Origin of the sequence: Mycolicibacterium chitae, assembly GCF_900637205.1 — a bacterium.
Classification (GTDB): Bacteria; Actinomycetota; Actinomycetes; order Mycobacteriales; family Mycobacteriaceae; genus Mycobacterium; species Mycobacterium chitae.
The window spans coordinates 2,306,936-2,323,495 of record NZ_LR134355.1; the positions used below are offsets into that span (position 1 = coordinate 2,306,936).

At 66.2% G+C, this 16,560-nt stretch carries 15 protein-coding genes and 3 pseudogenes; 6 read left to right on the plus strand and 12 right to left on the minus strand.

Going from position 1 to position 16,560, the window contains the following annotated elements:
* Positions 1 to 62: 62 nt before the first annotated feature.
* The 3 genes from EL338_RS10865 to EL338_RS10875 all read right to left on the minus strand — a co-directional run bounded on the left by EL338_RS10865 (position 63) and on the right by EL338_RS10875 (position 2,309).
* Positions 63 to 734: a PucR family transcriptional regulator gene (locus EL338_RS10865; protein ID WP_126333762.1), complete on the minus strand. Its 672-nt coding sequence runs from the start codon at positions 732 to 734 to the stop codon at positions 63 to 65.
* Positions 734 to 1,276 carry an RsbRD N-terminal domain-containing protein gene (locus EL338_RS10870; protein WP_126333763.1) on the minus strand — a complete coding sequence of 181 codons (543 nt, stop codon included), beginning with the start codon at positions 1,274 to 1,276 and terminating at the stop codon, positions 734 to 736. Before EL338_RS10870 ends, EL338_RS10865 begins: the two co-directional genes overlap by 1 nt.
* Before the next feature lie 61 nt (positions 1,277 to 1,337).
* Entirely contained in the window at positions 1,338 to 2,309 is a 972-nt protein-coding gene (locus EL338_RS10875) for an SDR family oxidoreductase (protein WP_126333764.1), read from the minus strand.
* 298 nt (positions 2,310 to 2,607) lie between these two features.
* Here EL338_RS10875 and EL338_RS10880 point away from each other — a divergent pair, with 298 nt between their 5' ends.
* Genes EL338_RS10880 through EL338_RS26505 form a run of 3 tightly spaced genes read left to right on the plus strand, consistent with a single transcriptional unit; the run spans position 2,608 to position 5,055 of the window.
* Positions 2,608 to 4,125 (plus strand): aldehyde dehydrogenase family protein, encoded by a 1,518-nt coding sequence (locus EL338_RS10880; RefSeq protein WP_126336799.1) that lies wholly within the window; start codon positions 2,608 to 2,610, stop codon positions 4,123 to 4,125.
* A 59-nt stretch (positions 4,126 to 4,184) separates the two neighbouring features.
* Entirely contained in the window at positions 4,185 to 4,424 is a 240-nt protein-coding gene (locus tag EL338_RS10885; RefSeq protein WP_235666505.1) for a 4Fe-4S dicluster domain-containing protein, read from the plus strand.
* Between the two features lie 46 nt (positions 4,425 to 4,470).
* On the plus strand, positions 4,471 to 5,055 hold the full coding sequence (locus EL338_RS26505; protein ID WP_235666438.1) for a ferredoxin--NADP reductase domain-containing protein: 585 nt from the start codon (positions 4,471 to 4,473) through the stop codon (positions 5,053 to 5,055).
* Here the strand turns inward: EL338_RS26505 and EL338_RS26835 are convergent.
* The 9 genes and pseudogenes from EL338_RS26835 to EL338_RS10925 form a co-directional block, all read right to left on the minus strand.
* Positions 5,001 to 6,587, minus strand: a pseudogene (locus EL338_RS26835) (FAD-dependent oxidoreductase); the annotation flags it as partial. The gene EL338_RS26505 and the pseudogene EL338_RS26835 overlap by 55 nt on opposite strands.
* A 338-nt stretch (positions 6,588 to 6,925) precedes the next feature.
* Positions 6,926 to 7,225 (minus strand): hypothetical protein, encoded by a 300-nt coding sequence (locus tag EL338_RS10895; RefSeq protein WP_435404901.1) that lies wholly within the window; start codon positions 7,223 to 7,225, stop codon positions 6,926 to 6,928.
* 49 nt (positions 7,226 to 7,274) lie between these two features.
* Positions 7,275 to 8,117 carry an IS21-like element helper ATPase IstB gene (gene istB / locus EL338_RS10900; RefSeq protein ID WP_126333766.1) on the minus strand — a complete coding sequence of 281 codons (843 nt, stop codon included), beginning with the start codon at positions 8,115 to 8,117 and terminating at the stop codon, positions 7,275 to 7,277.
* Positions 8,114 to 9,475 carry a Mu transposase domain-containing protein gene (locus EL338_RS10905; protein WP_085130821.1) on the minus strand — a complete coding sequence of 454 codons (1,362 nt, stop codon included), beginning with the start codon at positions 9,473 to 9,475 and terminating at the stop codon, positions 8,114 to 8,116. The genes istB and EL338_RS10905 overlap by 4 nt, the downstream gene beginning before the upstream one ends.
* Before the next feature lie 137 nt (positions 9,476 to 9,612).
* Positions 9,613 to 10,146, minus strand: a pseudogene (locus EL338_RS10910) (ExeA family protein); the annotation flags it as partial.
* The gene (locus EL338_RS10915; RefSeq protein WP_126333767.1) at positions 10,143 to 11,603 is read right to left on the minus strand and encodes a DDE-type integrase/transposase/recombinase; all 1,461 of its coding nucleotides are present in this window, start codon (positions 11,601 to 11,603) and stop codon (positions 10,143 to 10,145) included. The gene EL338_RS10915 and the pseudogene EL338_RS10910, both read right to left, overlap by 4 nt.
* 111 nt (positions 11,604 to 11,714) lie before the next feature.
* Positions 11,715 to 11,867: a hypothetical protein gene (locus tag EL338_RS26515; RefSeq protein ID WP_235666585.1), complete on the minus strand. Its 153-nt coding sequence runs from the start codon at positions 11,865 to 11,867 to the stop codon at positions 11,715 to 11,717.
* Between the two features lie 147 nt (positions 11,868 to 12,014).
* Positions 12,015 to 12,278: pseudogene (locus EL338_RS26840) on the minus strand (hypothetical protein); the annotation flags it as partial.
* 314 nt (positions 12,279 to 12,592) lie between these two features.
* Positions 12,593 to 13,180 (minus strand): TetR/AcrR family transcriptional regulator, encoded by a 588-nt coding sequence (locus EL338_RS10925; RefSeq protein WP_126333769.1) that lies wholly within the window; start codon positions 13,178 to 13,180, stop codon positions 12,593 to 12,595.
* Positions 13,181 to 13,298: 118 nt separating this feature from the next.
* Here EL338_RS10925 and EL338_RS10930 point away from each other — a divergent pair, with 118 nt between their 5' ends.
* The 3 genes from EL338_RS10930 to EL338_RS10940 are packed head-to-tail and all read left to right on the plus strand — an operon-like array spanning position 13,299 to position 16,557.
* Positions 13,299 to 14,117: a CoA transferase gene (locus EL338_RS10930; protein WP_235666440.1), complete on the plus strand. Its 819-nt coding sequence runs from the start codon at positions 13,299 to 13,301 to the stop codon at positions 14,115 to 14,117.
* Positions 14,118 to 14,155: 38 nt separating this feature from the next.
* Positions 14,156 to 15,319 (plus strand): acyl-CoA dehydrogenase family protein, encoded by a 1,164-nt coding sequence (locus EL338_RS10935; RefSeq protein WP_126333771.1) that lies wholly within the window; start codon positions 14,156 to 14,158, stop codon positions 15,317 to 15,319.
* Between the two features lie 23 nt (positions 15,320 to 15,342).
* On the plus strand, positions 15,343 to 16,557 hold the full coding sequence (locus EL338_RS10940; protein WP_126333772.1) for an acetyl-CoA C-acetyltransferase: 1,215 nt from the start codon (positions 15,343 to 15,345) through the stop codon (positions 16,555 to 16,557).
* Positions 16,558 to 16,560: the final 3 nt, after the last annotated feature.

Here is a 16,560-nt window from a genome sequence, read left to right on the forward strand (position 1 = left end):
AGCAGTCTTGGTCTGATGGTTGCAGTGGGACATACCCCGATCGTGCCGTGCCGACTGACCTGTCAACGCATTACCGACAACACCGACAACGCAGCCTCAGTATCGACGCGGTGGTCGTCAATGGAAACTCCCAGTTGGCGGCTGGCCTGTCTCAGCCGGTAGGCCACCGTCTTCTCGTGCACGAGCAGTGTCGAACTTGCGGCGACCTTGCTTCCGCCGCAGGCGTAATAAGCGCGCAGGGTGCTACGCAGGCGCTCCGCCTCCGGGCTGTCGAGCGCCAGCGGGCCCAGCATCACCTGTGCGAATCGACGCGCTCGTCGGGGCGACGAAGCCAGGAGCGTGGTGATGAGCGCGCGGCTGTGAAAGGTCTCGACGCCACCCGATGGGTGCAGTTTGATCGCAGCCTCCAACGTGTCGCGAGCCTCATGGGCAACCGTGATGAACCCTCCGACACCGGAAGCCGTCGCCGACACACCGACGTGCCCGGACAATGTTCCCGCCAACTGGAAGATCTGGGCACGGGTGGGTGGGGTTTCGAACGACAACCACACGGTGTCGGCGCCGGCGTGCCCAGTCAAGATGATGGAAGGTGCGGGCGGAAGCCGTTGCGTCATAACGTGGGCAGCGCCGAGCCGTGTTTCTGCACGTCCTTCGCCGGACGGTGTTGCGAACGCGATGTGATGCCGCTCGAACGGGTAACGGAGAGCTTCGACGTCGATGCTTTCGCCGCGCATCAGTGCCCGGACAAGTGCATCTCGCTGCAGTCCCCGCTGCGACGCTTCGAGGCGGCGTTCGTCCCACTTTTCCGTCGGCACTGCACGGTTTGGTCGGCGTAGTCGTTCAGGCGTTCGCTGGCGAGAAGAACGAGCGCAGAGAGTACGGCTGCGTCGTTTATCCTTCTGCCGAGTCGCTCCGCGACATGTCGCCACGTCTGGGCGGCGCCGATACGGTAGATGCGGAGCAGCACCGGCAGCGCCTGCGCATCGCTGGCGACGAGGTCCACCAGTTCCAGCGCGCCCGTCGGAGGGTCCCGCGGACTCGGATGGGTGCCGTACGCCAGCCCGGAGAGGAACGCCTCCAGATTGGTGATCGTCGAGCGCCGCAGCACATCCGAATAGGACGAATCATCAAGAGCTGCAGGAGCGCTGACCAACCGGGCGACTGCGTCGCCGATATCGGACGCCAGCTGCTCGACCTCTCCGAGCATCTCGACGGCGAGGGCTCGCAGCAGTTCTTCGGCCGAGTCCTCGACATCGGCGATGTGCGGCGTGGCCATGGCTACATGGTCCGAGCCGGTACGGAGCGCCGTCAAGGCCGCGCCGTACGGCTCGGAGGGTTCAACGGCCGGCGGGCACGAGCCCCAGGACTGCCTCCCGGTTCTCGGCGAACCACCTTTCGAGCGTTTTCGCTGCGCGCCCGATGAGAAACTGGACTATGTCCGATTTCCGCCACACCGTCTCGTTGTCCTGATCGAACTGGAAGTACGCCAGGTAGTACTCGACCGCGTCGGGCCGGCCGTAATACGCCCGTACGGCGTCCCCGCAGTGTTGCTCGAAGCCCTCGTCGGTGCCATCGAACTCGATCTTCTCGCCCAGTGTCTTCGAGGCCAATTCGGCCACCTCGTCGAAGCGCATGACGTCGTGTCCGTTGTCGAGGTGGTAGATCTGCCCGATGTGGCCCGCTGACTCCGACAACAGGATCGCGGCGGCACACTCGCCGGTATCGGTGGGGTCCAGGAACCCCATGCGGCGGTTACGCGGGACAACCAGTTTTCGGGATCGCTGAATCGGGTCCGCGAACCAGGTGAGAAAGTTGTCCATGAAGTAGGCCGCGTTGTTGATATAGGTGACCGGCAATCCACTGCGGTCCAGGATGTGCTTGGCACGAAGATGCTGGACTGCGGTACCTCCGCCGAACGACGTCTTGAGGGTGGCCGGAACCCTTTCGATCGTCATTCCGATGGGATCCGCAACAAGCCGGACAAGATGACGTAGCTCGTTGTGATGCCGGGCGGCGGCGACGATGTTGGTCATGGCGGTCTCTTCGTCCAGAAAGTCGGGAGTCACGACGAAGGCACCGTCGACGCCGTCGAAAGCCTCGATCAGACCGGGTAGGTCCAGATAGTTGCTGACGACCACCTCTGCCTCGGGAAACTTGCCTCGCAGTGTCTCCGCCGACGCCGCCTGATGGGTGACCAGTCGAAGCGACACCGCGGGTGCGTCGCGCCGGATGGCCGCGGCGGCCGGACCTCCGATATGTCCGTTGGCGCCGAAGATCAGAATCCTGGACAGCGGTTCCTTGGTTCCCATGTTTTACTCCTCTGTGATTCCGACCGATGCCGGCCGATTCGAACTGCAGAGAACAGCGTGAGAGGTGTCGGCGCCTGACGGTAGGGCGCTGCGGGAGCAATCGATGCTCCGCGCGGGACTATTTGCCACGACCGGTGGCGGCGTGGCGACGGCACCCGACCTGTCCGACACTGCCCCGTCGGAGGCAGGAAGATGCCCCTTCCGGGCCAATGACCATCGCGTTACGCCGTGGTTGCATGGAGGAATCTCGACCGCTGTACCAGCGGGTCCGGAGGGTCACGACTGTCAAGGAGTCCGCATGACAACAGTTGAAGTCAGGCACCATGCGATGCGAATCGGCGGCCGGGACGTCGATACTTCCGAGCGTCACCCCATCCTCGATCCCAACGATGGATCCGTGGCGGCCACGGTTTCCATCGGCGGCATCGAACACGTAGACGCCGCCGTCGCAGCGGCGAAAGAGACCTTCGAGAGTGGGGTGTGGTCGGCCATACCGCCGCAGGAGCGGGCGCTGGTCATGCGGCGCATCGCCGCGGCAGCCCGGGCGGTCGCCGACGAACTCATCGAACTCGAGTTGTCCGCGAACGGCGCCACCATTCGTCAGGCGACGGGCTTCCACATCGGCTACGCGCTGGCCCATTTCGAATACTTCGCAGATCTCGCCGAATCGTATGAATGGCAGCGAGCTGCACCCATCTCGACATTCCCGGCCCTCAGCCAGAGCGTGGTGCATCGAGAGCCGATCGGTGTGGTGGGCGCGATTGCTCCCTTCAACTTTCCGCTGCTGCTGGCACTGTGGAAAGTGGGCCCGGCACTCGCGGCCGGCAACAGTGTGGTGGTCAAGCCCGACGAGCGGACGCCGTTGTCGATGCTGGAGTTCGCGAGGATCGCCGAACGGGCCGGTCTGCCCCCCGGCGTACTCAATGTCGTCACCGGCACAGGGCAAGTCGCCGGTGCCCATCTCGCCGGACACCCTGATATCGGCAAGATCGCGTTCACCGGCTCGACTCAGGTGGGCCGCGAGATCATGCGGTTGGCTTCGGGGACCGTCAAGCAGGTCACACTCGAACTCGGCGGCAAGGGCCCGACCATCGTCCTGGACGACGCGGATCTGGACATGGCGGTCGACGGCGTGCTCTTCGGTTGCTTCGTGTACTCGGGTCAGGTTTGCGTATCGGGTACCCGCGCGCTCGTTCCCGCCCGTCTCCATGATCAGTTCGTCGAGCGGCTGGTCGCCCGGGCCAAGACTATTGTCCTGGGGGATACTCGTGATTTCGACACCGACATGGGTCCGGTCATCGGTGCCAACCAGCAGGCGCGAATCCTCGAGTATGTCCGTGACGCCGAATCATCGGGTGCCACAATTGAACTCGGTGGACATCAACCCGAGGGTGAACGATTCGAGCGCGGGTTCTGGGTTTCGCCGACCATCCTGTCCGGCGTTCGCGACGATATGCCGATCGCACGCGAGGAAGTTTTCGGTCCGGTCCTGGTGGTGATCGCCTACGACGACGACGACGAGGCCGTCGCCATCGCCAACGACAGTGAGTACGGTCTGGCGGCGAGCATCTGGTCGACCGACAATGCGCGGGCCCTGGCGATCGCGGCGCGCATCCAGAGCGGCAACGTGTGGATCAACGACGCCCACCAGATCAACTGCCAAGTACCGTTCGGCGGCTACAAGCAGAGTGGACTGGGTCGCGAACTCGGCCCGAACGCACTCGACGGTTACACCGAGGTCAAGACCGTGCAATTGGATTTATCCGCAGGTCGTACGGCCAAGCCGTTCGGCATCCTGCTCGGTCACGCTGACTGACGTCGCTCAACGCATCAGAAGGAAGGGCCACTGTGACTTACGTAATCGCCGCGCCGTGCGTGGGGGACTACTCCTGCTTGGAGGTCTGCCCGGCTGGTTGCATTCATCCCACCCCGGACGATCCTGACTTCGCCCGGGCCGAACAGCTCTACATCAATCCCGAATCCTGTCTGGAGTGCGGGGCGTGCGTCGATGCCTGTCCCGTCGACGCCGTGTACGACGAGAGTCGGCTTCCCGCACGGTGGAGCGCATACACCGGATTCAATCGCGATTATTTCGAGGCAGCGAATCATGAGTGACGGTCGGGCGCTGCGGGTCGCAATCGTTGGGTCAGGACCCGCAGGTATGTATGCCGCAGCGCACCTGCTCGGCATCGAAGGCGGAACCTTCGTCGATGGTCGGACCGTCCCGCTGAGCGACCGCAAGGTCGAGGTCGACATGTTCGAACGGTTGTCGACCCCCTGGGGATTGGTGCGCGGCGGCGTGGCCCCCGATCATCAAGACAAAAAGCTGATGTGTCACCTGTTCGAATCGGTGGCCACCCGGCCGGAATTCCGCTTCCACGGCAACGTCGAGATCGGCACCGACGTCACGGCCGACGAACTGTCCGAATGGTTCGACGCCGTCATCTATGCGGTGGGCGCCTCCGACGACCAGAGCCTCGGGATTCCCGGTGAACAGTTGGCCGGCAGCCTGCCGGCCCGCAGGCTGGTGGGATGGTACAACGGCCACCCGGACCAGGCAGATCTCGACGTGGACTTCGGGGTCGAGCGGGCGGTTGTTGTCGGCAACGGCAACGCCGCACTCGACGTCGCGGGCAGGTCTTGGCCGCCGCGGGTCGGGAAGAAGGCGCCCTCCTTGAAGAAGACCCGCAGTAGTGCAGCCACCAGAAGAGCCGGTGTCCGCGACGGAGCGGTGTTGTGGAGGTGAACCAGTGACAGTAGCGCGGCTCGCGCATGGGGGCCGAGCTTGTACCGGTCGAACATGCGCCCGATCGGCTGCTGCAGTCCTCGGATGATCGCGGCAGCTTCCAGCGGGCGTTTGGCCAGCGGCAGCAGAACCTGATACGAGTACGGTACGTCGTTGACCCGGTCGGCACCGTCGCCGATGAGCTGCAATTCGCGCACACAGCCGCGTAATCCCTTGGCGTCCTCGGGGAATGCCTCGGCCAGGTTGTCGGCGAAACCGTCCCAGTTCGTCGGAACCCGGAAAGTATGGTCAGGGAACATGACGGTGTCGATTCCGTCGTCGTCCATCCGGGACCACTCGATGCGGTCCTCGATGCCGAGGCCGCGCAGCATGGTGGCGATCATTCCGTCGGATCCGCGTACGCATCCACCCACGTAGTGGACACCGCAGTCGAATTCCCAGCTGCCCTTGCGCCGGAACGTCTGTGAGCAACCACCCAGTATCTCGTGCTGTTCGAGCACGAGCACCGACTTGCCACTTGCGGCGAGGCAGGCGGCGCTCGTCATACCGCCGAGGCCGGAGCCGACCACGATGACGTCGTACCGCTTGGCGCCCCGGGTGCCGCGGCGCGGAGCGACCGCTGCGTCGAGCAGCGCGGGAACCTCGGTGAGCTTGGCGCGAGGACGGCCGGTGGCTGCGCCCGTTTCCCGTTCGTGGCCATCAATGGACCGCCAACCGTCGATATCGACGATGTTCTTGCAGGACTGGTGGATTCGCGCCGTGAACGCAGCCCGATCGAGCGTTCCCGTTGTCGGAATCCGGCCGGCGTCGGCGTCGTGCAGCAGCGACCGTACGGTGTCTCTTGCACACTTCTTGTTCGTCCCGATGATTCCGGTCGGGCCCCGTTTGATCCAGCCCGCGACATAGGTCCCGGCCCGCTCGGTGACACGACCATCCTGGTTGGGTACGACACCCTTGGCATCGTCGAACGGCAGGCCGGGGATGGGCGCGCCGCGGTAACCGATCGACCGCAGCACGAGTCCGGTCGAGAGCACCTCGTCGACACCGGTCGGAACTGCGCGCTCGGAACCTGCCTCGTCGAAGGATGCATGGTTGCGGCCGATCCGCATTGCCTCGACGCGGTCGGTGCCCAACAGTTCCAGCGGTGAGGACAGGAACCGGAGAACGATGCGGCGAGATGCGCCGCCTCGCTCGCCGTCGGCGAAGCCGGTGAGCGCCGCGTGCTTGCGTCGTACGGGTCCGGACGCGGACGCCAGATGTTCTGTTGCTTGGGCGAGGTCGGCAGGATCGACCACGATGTCGACATCGGTGAGGTGCGCCAACTCCTCCAGTTCGGCATTGGCGAACGCTGCGTTCAGGTGACTCCGCCTACCCAGGACGACGACTTCCCGAATGCGGCTCTCACGCAGCTTTTCCAGGGCAGGTTCGGCGATGTCGGTCCGGGACAGGAGCTCGGCGGGCGAGAAAAGGATGCGTGCCTCCGAGATCCTCGGTCGCGACCTTTTCCGTGCCTTCCACGCCGGCGAGGTCATCGCCGACGTGGCCGCGCTGCCCGAACATGGACCGGAGTGGGATCCATTCGACGTCTGCCGGGGCCACAGTCTCAAGGGCGCCCGGCGCGAACAGCGTGCGGCCGGACCCGCGGCCACCTGAAGAGACGCCTGAAGTTGCCAGGGCCCGGCGCTGACACTTCGTGCCGGGTCCTGGTGTTGCGCGTCATTGACGGTGACCACGTCGGCGTCATCGGTGGTGGTGATGACGTGGTGATGAGGACGGCCCCGCTCGGTGTGGTGAGCGGGGCCGTGGTGGTCTCTGTGACGGGATCGTCGTCGAGGTGATGCGGTTGTGGTCGTGGTGGTGGGAATCTCGGTCAGTCTGAGGCTGTTTCGCTGATCGCGATGCGGGCGGCTTTCTCCCCGACGATGGAATGGCTGGCTGCGAACGCCGCGGTCAAGGCGTGCAGGGCGAGGTTGTTGACGGCGCGGGGGTGCCCGCGGGAGGCGTTGTGAATCAGCGTGACGGCGTCGTCGGCGAACAGGGTGTCGGAGCGGCCGGCGATCTTGGTGTGATGGCTGATGTAGTCGGCGGTGTCGGCTGGACTCATTCCGGGCAGGGTGTAGCGCACCGCGATGCGCTGATCCAAGGCAGCCAGCACCCTGATCGCGCTCATCGAACGTCCCCAGGTGTGCTCGCCGAAATTCCTCACCTGTGAGCACCGGTCAGTGTAGGGGATGACGGGTTCCGGTGGCGGCTCGGCGGAGGCTTTCGGCGGCGGCGTGGTGGTCGCGTAGCCGGTAGGACTCGCCGTCGAGGTTGATGACCACGGAGCGGTGTAGGAGGCGGTCGAGCATGGCGGCGGCGACGGTGGTGTCACCGAGTACTTCGCCCCATGCGCCGACCCCGCGGTTGGTGGTGATGACGATGCTGGTCTTCAAATAGCGTTGGGATACGACTTGAAACAGCGCCGAGGCTGCCTCAGCTGGTAGTGGCAGGTAGCCCAGTTCGTCGATCACCAGCAGTGTTGGGCCGGCGTAGAACCGCATGGTGGTGGCCCAGCGTCCCTCGATGGCGGCGCGGTGGCAGCGTGCGGCCAGGTCGGCGGCGGTAGTGAAGTAGGTGCGGTATCCGGCATGTGCTGCGGCCCTTGCTAATCCAACTGATAAGTGCGTTTTTCCTGTGCCCGGCGGGCCGATCAGTAGGACGTTGGTTGCCGATTCGAGGTAGCGGCAGGTGCCCAGTTCGTCGATCAGTGCGCGGTCGATGCCGGCGGCGGCGTCGACATCGAAATCGGCGAGGGTGGCGGGGGTGGGCAGGTTGGCGAACCGCAATCTTCCAGCGAGGCGGCGGGCGGTGCTGGCATCGACTTCGGCGGCCAGCAGCCGCTCCAGGGCCACCGTGATCGACAGGCCCTCGGCGGTGGCCTGGTCGAGCACCGAGGGCAGGGCCTCGGCGGCAGCGGTGAGTTTAAGCTCGGCCAGGTGCGACCGCAGTTGCTGATAGCGGCTTGCCGCGGCCGCCGGTGTCTCGGTGGTGGTTTTCGGGGTGCGTGGGGTGGGGGTCATTGCAGGGTCCTTTTCTGGGCGGCCCGCTCGTAGACGGACAGGTCGATGACAGTGGAATCGGTTGATGGCGTGGTTGATTCGGCAGAATTGGCGGTGGTGTCGCGGAGCGCACGCAGTTGTGCGGCAGCGGTTTTGGCGGCCGGGCCGGGTGGGATGCGTTCCTTGCGGCGGTGCGGTCGCCCGGGGTTGGCGGTGGCCATCGCCGCGGTGTCCAGGGCGATGATGTGGCCGCTGTCGCGGACCATCACACCGAGCCCGTCGGCAGCCATGCGGTGTCGCGCGATCACGATCCCACTCGTGGTGGCGATGTCGCAGAACTGGCCACCGATTGGATGGCTGATCGTCACCTGCGCGGCAGCCAGCTCCGGTGGCACCGAGTACCGGTTGCCGCGGTAGGACACCAACGCTTGGCGCGAGGCGGTCCGGGACTGCGATACGATCACCGGATACGGCGCCGCCGGCACCGGCGCCAGCGGTTCGGCCTTGGCGACCACGGCCACCGAGGATCGCCCGCCGACGGTGGCCCGAATGCGGGTGTCCCCGCGCACACGGGAGAAACGATCCACACTGGCTTGGGCCTGTTCGACGGTCATGTCGTCAGCCAGGGTGCGCCACCAGCGTTGCGCGGCAGTGTGATTGACCTTCTCGACCACACCTTTGCGGTTACCGCGGCGCGGCGGGCAGATCGCCACCGACACCCCGTAATGTTTGGCCACCCCGGAAAACGATGCAGTGACTCGACCTGAGCCGGGATCACACACGGTGGCCATCCGGTCGAACCGCCACACCCTGCTCAGTCCACCCAGGCCGCGGCAAATCTTGTCGATCGCGGCGACCAGATGCGGTTGATCCATCGACGGTGAGAGCACTGCCCGCCATTTCCCAGAATGTGCCAGCGATCCGACCAACAGGAACGCCTTCTTGCCCCAACCCCACGACTCGGGAGGATCGGGCAATTCCAGCCAGTCCCACTGGGTTTCCTCACCCGGCGGATGCGCGATGATGGCGTTGGGCCGATCGGTGGCGGTGCGGCAAGCCTGGCAATCCGGCCGCAAACCTCGGGTGCGGATGTTGCGGGTCAGGCTCTGATACGACAGCCCGAAACCTAGGTCTTCGAGCTCGTCGTAAAGGGTGCGGGCCCACAAGTGCGGGTCCTCGACCAGCCGGGCCGACACGTAGTCGACGAACGGGTCGAACGGATCCGGACCCGACCTGGCCCGCACTCCGGGCTTGCCATCGCCGGCCAGATACTTGCGGACTGTTTTGCGGTCGAATCCGGTGTGACGGGCAATCGCAGAGATCGACCAACCACGTTTTCGTAGGGCGTGTACTTCCATGTCGTCCTCCCATGTGAGCATGAGAAAGCGGGCCTCCTTCGACTGGAGCTACTGGCGTCAGACACCAGCAGCATCGAGGGAGGCCCGCCCTTCTCGGCGGAGCCACACGGGTGGGGAATTTCGATGAGCGTCAGTGGGGAATTTCAGTGAGCGCGGTCAACCCCGAGGCGCAGGCGGTGGCGCAAGGTGGGTTGGCCGACCAACACCACCGCGAATGGTGACCCGGAGTCCATGTCGTGGTTGGTCAGCAGCCGGATCGCTTCAAGTTGATGATTGTCGAGAAGATGGGCTTCGTCGACGACCAGTACGGGGTTGCGGCCGCGTTCGGCGTGTTCAGCGGCCAGGGCTTCGGCGGCCTGAGGGGCCAGTCGAGAGGTGTGAAACACCGGGGTGTGCCCGAGGGCGGCCACGATGTGGGTGAGCATGCCGCGCACTCCGATGGTGGGGTTGGCCAGGTAGATGATGACGTGTCGGGCGGGGTCCAGGGCGGTCGCGGCGGCCCGGATGGCCACCGTTTTGCCGCCACCGACTTCGGCGGTGATGACCCCGATGGCGCACTGATTCACACACCAGTCGATGCGGGCGATCGCTTCACTGTGGCCGGGGTGGCGGTGCAGCATCGACGGCGCCAGATTCCGCCCGAACGGCATCCGGCTGAAACCCCAATGCGATTGCAGCCGTTCGATACTCATGCCAGCACCTCGTCCTCATCAGCCTCGTTGTCAGGGTCGAGGTCGGCGATCGACAGTTGACCGGGAATCTGGTTGGTGTCGGTGCCGTAGAGGGCGTGGTAACCGATGCGTTCATCCTGGCGTAGCTGCTCGTGGTGGGCGGCGGCGGTCAACGCCAGGTAGTCGATCCCGGTGGCCGCTGGTGGCGTGGGATCGTGGGTTTCGGGTCGGGCTTTCGGATGTGCGTGGCGGGTGATGGTGTGCGCGATCGCGGCACCGAAACTCTGGTCGCGGTAGCGCACCTCGATGGTCTCCAGATCAAAAGGACTGAACACCAACTCCACCCTGCGTCCGGCCAGGGCGGGGTCGACCCGGTAGGTGTTGGAATGCAGCGACACGGTGGCGGTCTTGGTGACCACCCGAAACTCCGACCACAAGAACGCCTCGGTCAGATCTGCGGCCGTTGGCAACGCGGGCAACCCGGCGAAGCGGTTCCAGCCGTCCTCCCACCGGGTCAGCGGCGGTTGTCCGGTTTCGGAGTGGGCGCGGCGATGGTATTCGGTTTCGGTCCAGGCCATGAACAGCCGGTTGAGCTCCAACAACGCCGCGCGGTGATCGACCCCGGCGGCGGTGAGGTCCTCGGCGGTGGTGTCGGTGACCTCGACGAGGAATTGTTCGCGCACGGTGCGGAAGAACCGTTCGATCTTGCCGCGGCCTTGCGGGCGCCCCGGTGCCGAATGGACCAGCCGGATCCCGAGTTTCGCGCACGCCCGCAACAACCAGGCATCGACGAACGCCGAACCGTTGTCGACATAGATCGAGGCGGGAACACCGCGGGCGGCCAACGCCGGCTTCAGGGCGGCCGCCAGGCGCACAGTGTCTTCGGCGAACCCGAAGCGGTGCCCGACCACCAGTCGGCTGTGGTCATCGAGGAAGGCGAACAGGTAGGTCTTGCGGTCCCCGACCCGCGGGCCGTGCAGGGCATCGCCGACCCACAGTTCGTTGGGGTCAGCGGCTTCGAACCGGCCGAACACCTCGGCGGGTTGACCGGCTCTCGGGCCCATCACCTCACAGCGGTGGAAGTGGCGCAACAGGGTCGACTCCGAGGGCGCCCATCCGGTCGCGGTCCGCAGGATCCGGGCCACCTGGGCCACAGTGCGGGCCGGGTTCTCCCGTTTCAGTGAGACCGCCAGCTCCAACACTGCGGTGTCGGTACGGGTGCCCAACCGCCGCGGTTCCGGGACCAATGCTTCGAACCCGCCGGCCCGGTAGCGGCGGATCCAACGGTCCAGCGTCGCCCGCGCCACCTGCAGCTGGGCGCCGAACGGATCGATATGCCGGCGCTCAGCGATCTCGCGGACAAGTTTCCCGCGCTGCTTGGTCGACAACCCCTCATCAAGGGCAGGGCAGATCAACTGATACCGAAACAGCCCGATCGCCTGGGCACGTTCCCGACGTTTGTGGTCCTCCAACGACACCGCCACATCTCCTTACACCGTTGACGGCCCAACCCGAAACCATTGCCGGGCAAGTGCCTTGGCGAGGATCACCGATCACACCGCACCGCCGTCAGGGGCAACTGGTGTTGCTCAGATCCGTCGAGCCGGCGGTAGCCAGCCCGGCGCCAACAACCGGCCACCGCTGACCGCCACCATCACCAGCGGTGGCCTCACCACGCCCAGCACCCCAGTCGGGCCGAACCGCGCACCGATCGCCGCAGCAGCGGTCACGATCGCAGCCACCAGCTCACCCCAACCGCAACCGGACCCGTCTGGCACTGCCACGTCGACCCCAGTGCGCACCGCGACCTGAAGGAACCACGCCCGCAACGGGCCCACCCGACCGGCCGCTCGGCGTAGCCAACCACGCACCGTGCTCGCCGGCAGCCCCAGGTTCTCAGCGATTCGGCGATGTCCCCAACCGTGGGCCCGCAAGACCAGTGCATTCCAGATGATCTGGACGCCATACCCTCTGCGCAGCAATGTGATCACCGGTAGCAGCACGTGGGTGACCAGACATGACCGGCATCGAGCCCGTCGTGGGGCCGGCCCGGTGCCGGCACCGGCGACCAGGATCGCGACCGTGGGCACGATGACCGCAGCAATGGCCGAGGAGCGGCGACGCCGACTCCGGGCCGGCTGAGATCTGTTCACGAGGAGCGGACGTTACCGGCGATCCGGCCAAAGACCCGCATCGCATTACCATCCGGTGCGAGCGGCGGAGCACGGACCCCCTCTGTGCGACGGATTGTGCCCGACGCTGTAGCGTGTGGCGTTCCGTCGGGTCGCGGTGATGCTGGGCCTTGGGAAACTCCCTGTTCACAGCGGGCGCGCAGCGAGCTGCGGTGGCGCTTGGTCCGTAGGTTCGCGGCAGGGCTTGGTTGTGACCGGCCCCACCCGCGGGCAGTGATCTGGGACGCCTTCACCTCGAAGCTATGGCGTTGGCCACGATGGCGGTTGGCGGGTGCCTAATCCTCGACGCGGATGGTCAACGTCGGCCGTTCTTCCTCGCCAGGCTCGGCGACCCGCTGCCACACCGCGTCCACCATCGGGCTCAGCAACAGCTCGCCCATCTGCCGCAGCAGGACCGATACCACCTGCGTGGACATCCGGCGCTGGGAGGAGGCGAGATTCGCGTCCCGCAGCGCGCCGACTTCGCGATGGGTCAGATCGACCAGCACGCCGAGCAGGTGTGCCCCCTCGCCCGACGGGGACAGGACTGCGCGGCGCACGTAATCGACGACGGGAGGGTTCTTTTCGAGCATGCGGCGGACCGCCGCATCGCGGGCCGCCGCGTGCTCGCCGGGGTCGTCGGCGGGCTCCGCCTCTCGCAGCGCGCCCTCGAAGTAGTCCACGACCAACTGATCGACCGCGTCGCGCAAGCCGGCCTTGGACTTGAAGTGGTGCTGCACCAGGCCGTGGGTCACGCCGGCCTGCGCGGCCACCGCGCGCAGCGAAACCCGGTCCGCACCCTCGCGGGCGAACAGGTCCAGGGCCGCGTTGCGCACCCGCGCCCGGGCCGTGAGGTCGTCGTTCGACGCCCGTGGGTCCACCACCGCTCACCTCCTGTGTCGGGCCGTCAAGGCCCACTTAGCGTACAGAGGGGCCAATCGGCGTTACATCTGAATATTTTACGTTACACTTGTAATGTCGAGACGGAAGGCGGAAAGCGAAGTGTCATTGCCACTGGCCGGGGTGCGGGTCGTATCGCTGGCGATCAACCTGCCGGGCCCACTCGCCGCGGCGCGCCTCGCCGAACTCGGGGCGACCGTCACCAAGGTGGAACCGCCGACCGGCGACCCCCTCGCGTCCGCCGCACCCGACTGGTATGCCCAGCTCATCGAGCGTCAGACCGTGGTCGCCCTCGACATCAAGTCCGACCGGGCCAAGCTCGACGACCTGCTCGCCGAGGCGGACCTGCTCATCACCTCGATGCGTCCGTCGGCCCTGGCCCGCCTGGGTTTGGCGCGCCCGCAGGAGAACTTCCCGCGGCTGTCGTTGATCGAGATCGTCGGCCACGACGGTGCTGCCGCCGAGGTGCCCGGACATGACCTCAACTACCAGGCGGTGCACGGCACGTTGACGCCGCCGGCGATGCCGAAGGTGCCGATCGCGGACCTGCTCGGCGCCGAGCGCGCGGTGTCCACCGCGCTGGCCGCGCTGATCGCCGCGGGGGCCGCCGGCCGCGGCGGCAGTCACCGGGTCGTGCTCGAGGAAGCCGCCGCCCGCGCCGGTGATGCCGTGCGGTACCGCCTCATGGGCGACGGCGCGATCCTCGGCGGTGCGTTCCCCGGCTACGGCATCTACCCCTGCGCCGACGGGTACATCGCCCTCGGCGCCATCGAACCGCACTTCTTCAGCCGTGTTCTGGAGACCTTCGCGGCCGACGGCACGCACGACGGCCTGCGCGCGGCGTTCGCCGACAAGACCGCCGCAGAGCTCGAATCCCTTGCCGCGCAGGCGGACATCCCGCTCAACGCGGTGCAGCAGTAACTCCCGAACGACAGAACCGAACTACAGAAGGTGACCTGATGTCTGAATTGTTCCCCGACTACCGCGCCACGTGGGAAACCGACCAACACCGCGCGCTGCGTACGCACGCAGCGGAGTTCTTCCGCAAGGAGTCCACCCCGCACCAGGAACGCTGGGCCAAACAGCACCAGGTGGATCGCGAGTTCTGGAATAAGCTCGGCGACGCCGGCCTGCTCGGCGTCGACCTGCCCGAGGAGTTCGGCGGCATCGGTGGCGACTTCGGACTGTCCGCCGTCATCGCCGAGGAACTCGTGCTGGCGGGGGACTCGGCGTCGGGTTGGCTCGTGCACTCGCCGATCGTGGCCCACTACATCAACACCTACGCCAACGACGAACAGAAGCAGCGCTGGATGCCCGGCATCATCAGCGGGGACAAGGTGCTCGCGATCGCGATGACCGAACCCGGCACCGGATCCGACCTGCAGGCGGTCAAGACCACCGCGGTCCGCGACGGCGACCACTACGTGATCAACGGCTCGAAGACGTTCATCTCCAACGGAACCCACTGTGATCTTCTGGTCATCGTCGCCAAGACCGACAGCACCAAGGGTGCGGGCGGAGTGTCGCTGATCGTCGCCGAGACGAACTCTGATCTCGTCGGATTCCAGCGCGGTCGCGTGCTGGAGAAGGTCGGCCAGCACGGCCAGGACACCCGGGAGTTGTTCTTCACCGACATGCGGGTGCCGGTGGCGAACCTGCTCGGCGAGCAGGAGGGCCAGGGCTTCTATCAGCTCATGTCGCAGTTGGCGCGGGAGCGGCTGATCATCGCTTCCTCGTGCGCCGGCATGGCCGAGGCGGCGGTCATCGAGTCGGTGCGCTACACCAAGGAGCGCGAGGCGTTCGGCAAGGCCCTGATCAAGTTCCAGAACACCAAGTTCGAACTCGCCGAACTGAAAGCCGAGGTGCTGTCCATCAAGACCACCGTCGACTACTGCATCCAGGAGTACGTCAACGGCAAGAACGACCCGGCGACCGCGTCGATGGCCAAACTCGTCGCCGCCGACAAGGGCGTCGACGTCGTCGACCGGTGCGTGCAGTTCTTTGGCGGCTACGGCTACATGATGGAGTACCCCATCGCCCGCGCCTACGCCGGTGCCCGCGTCAACAAGATCTACGGCGGCACCAGCGAAATCATGAAGGAAATCATCAGCCGCTCGCTGTGAGCGCAGCGAAAAGGAACCCGCACATGACCACGCAGGCCTACATCTACGACGCCATCCGGACCCCGCGGGGCAAAGGGAAGAGCACCGGCGCTCTGCACGGTGTGAAACCCATCTCGCTGGTGGTGGGACTCATCGACGAATTGCGTTCGCGTCACCCCGATCTGGACGAGGACCGGATCGACGACCTGGTGCTCGGTGTCGTCATGCCCGTCGGTGATCAAGGCGCGGACATCGCGCGCACGGCGGTCAATCTCGCCAAGCTTCCGGACACCGTCGGAGGTGTGCAACTCAACCGCTTCTGCGGCTCCGGGCTGGAAGCGGTCAACGTCGCGGCCAAGGGCGTGCGCTCCGGCTTCGACCAACTCGTCCTGGCCGGCGGCGTCGAATCGATGTCGCGGGTCGCGATGGGCAGCGACGGCGGGGCGATGGCCAACGATCCGGCCACGGCCTACGACAACTACTACATCCCGCAGGGTGTCGCATGCGACGTCCTGGCCACCATCAACGGTTTCACCCGCGACGACGTCGACGCCTACGCGATCCGCTCGCAGAACCGTGCCGCCGCGGCGTGGTCCGGCGGCTACTTCACCAAGTCCGTTGTCCCCGTACGCGATATCAACGGCATCATCATCCTGGACCGGGACGAGCACATGCGGCCCGCAACCACCGTGGCGGATCTGGCCAAACTCAAACCCGCCTTCGCCGCCATCGGTGCAGCCGGCGGCTTCGATGCGGTGGCGATGCAGAAGTTCCCGTACCTCGAGCGCATCGAGCACATCCACACCGGCGGCAACAGTTCCGGGATCGTCGACGGGGCCGCGCTGGTGCTCGTGGGCTCCGAGGAGGCCGGGGCGGCCTCGAACCTGACCCCGCGTGGCCGCGTCGTGGCGGCCGCCACCAGCGGAGCCGACCCGGTGCTCATGTTCGAAGGGCCCCTGCCGGCCGTGGACAAGGCGCTGACCCAGGCCGGGCTCACCATCGACGACATCGACGTGTTCGAGATGAACGAGGCCTTCGCGGCGATCGCCCTGCACGTGCAACGTCACTTCGGCGTGCCCGACGAGAAGTACAACGTCAACGGCGGCGCCATCGCGATGGGGCACCCGCTCGGCGCCACCGGGGCAATGCTGCTGGGCACCGTGCTCGACGAGCTCGAACGCCGCGATGCGCGCTACGGACTGATCACGCTGTGCGTCGCCGGCGGCATGGGTGTGGCAACGATCATCGAGAGGCTGTGAGCG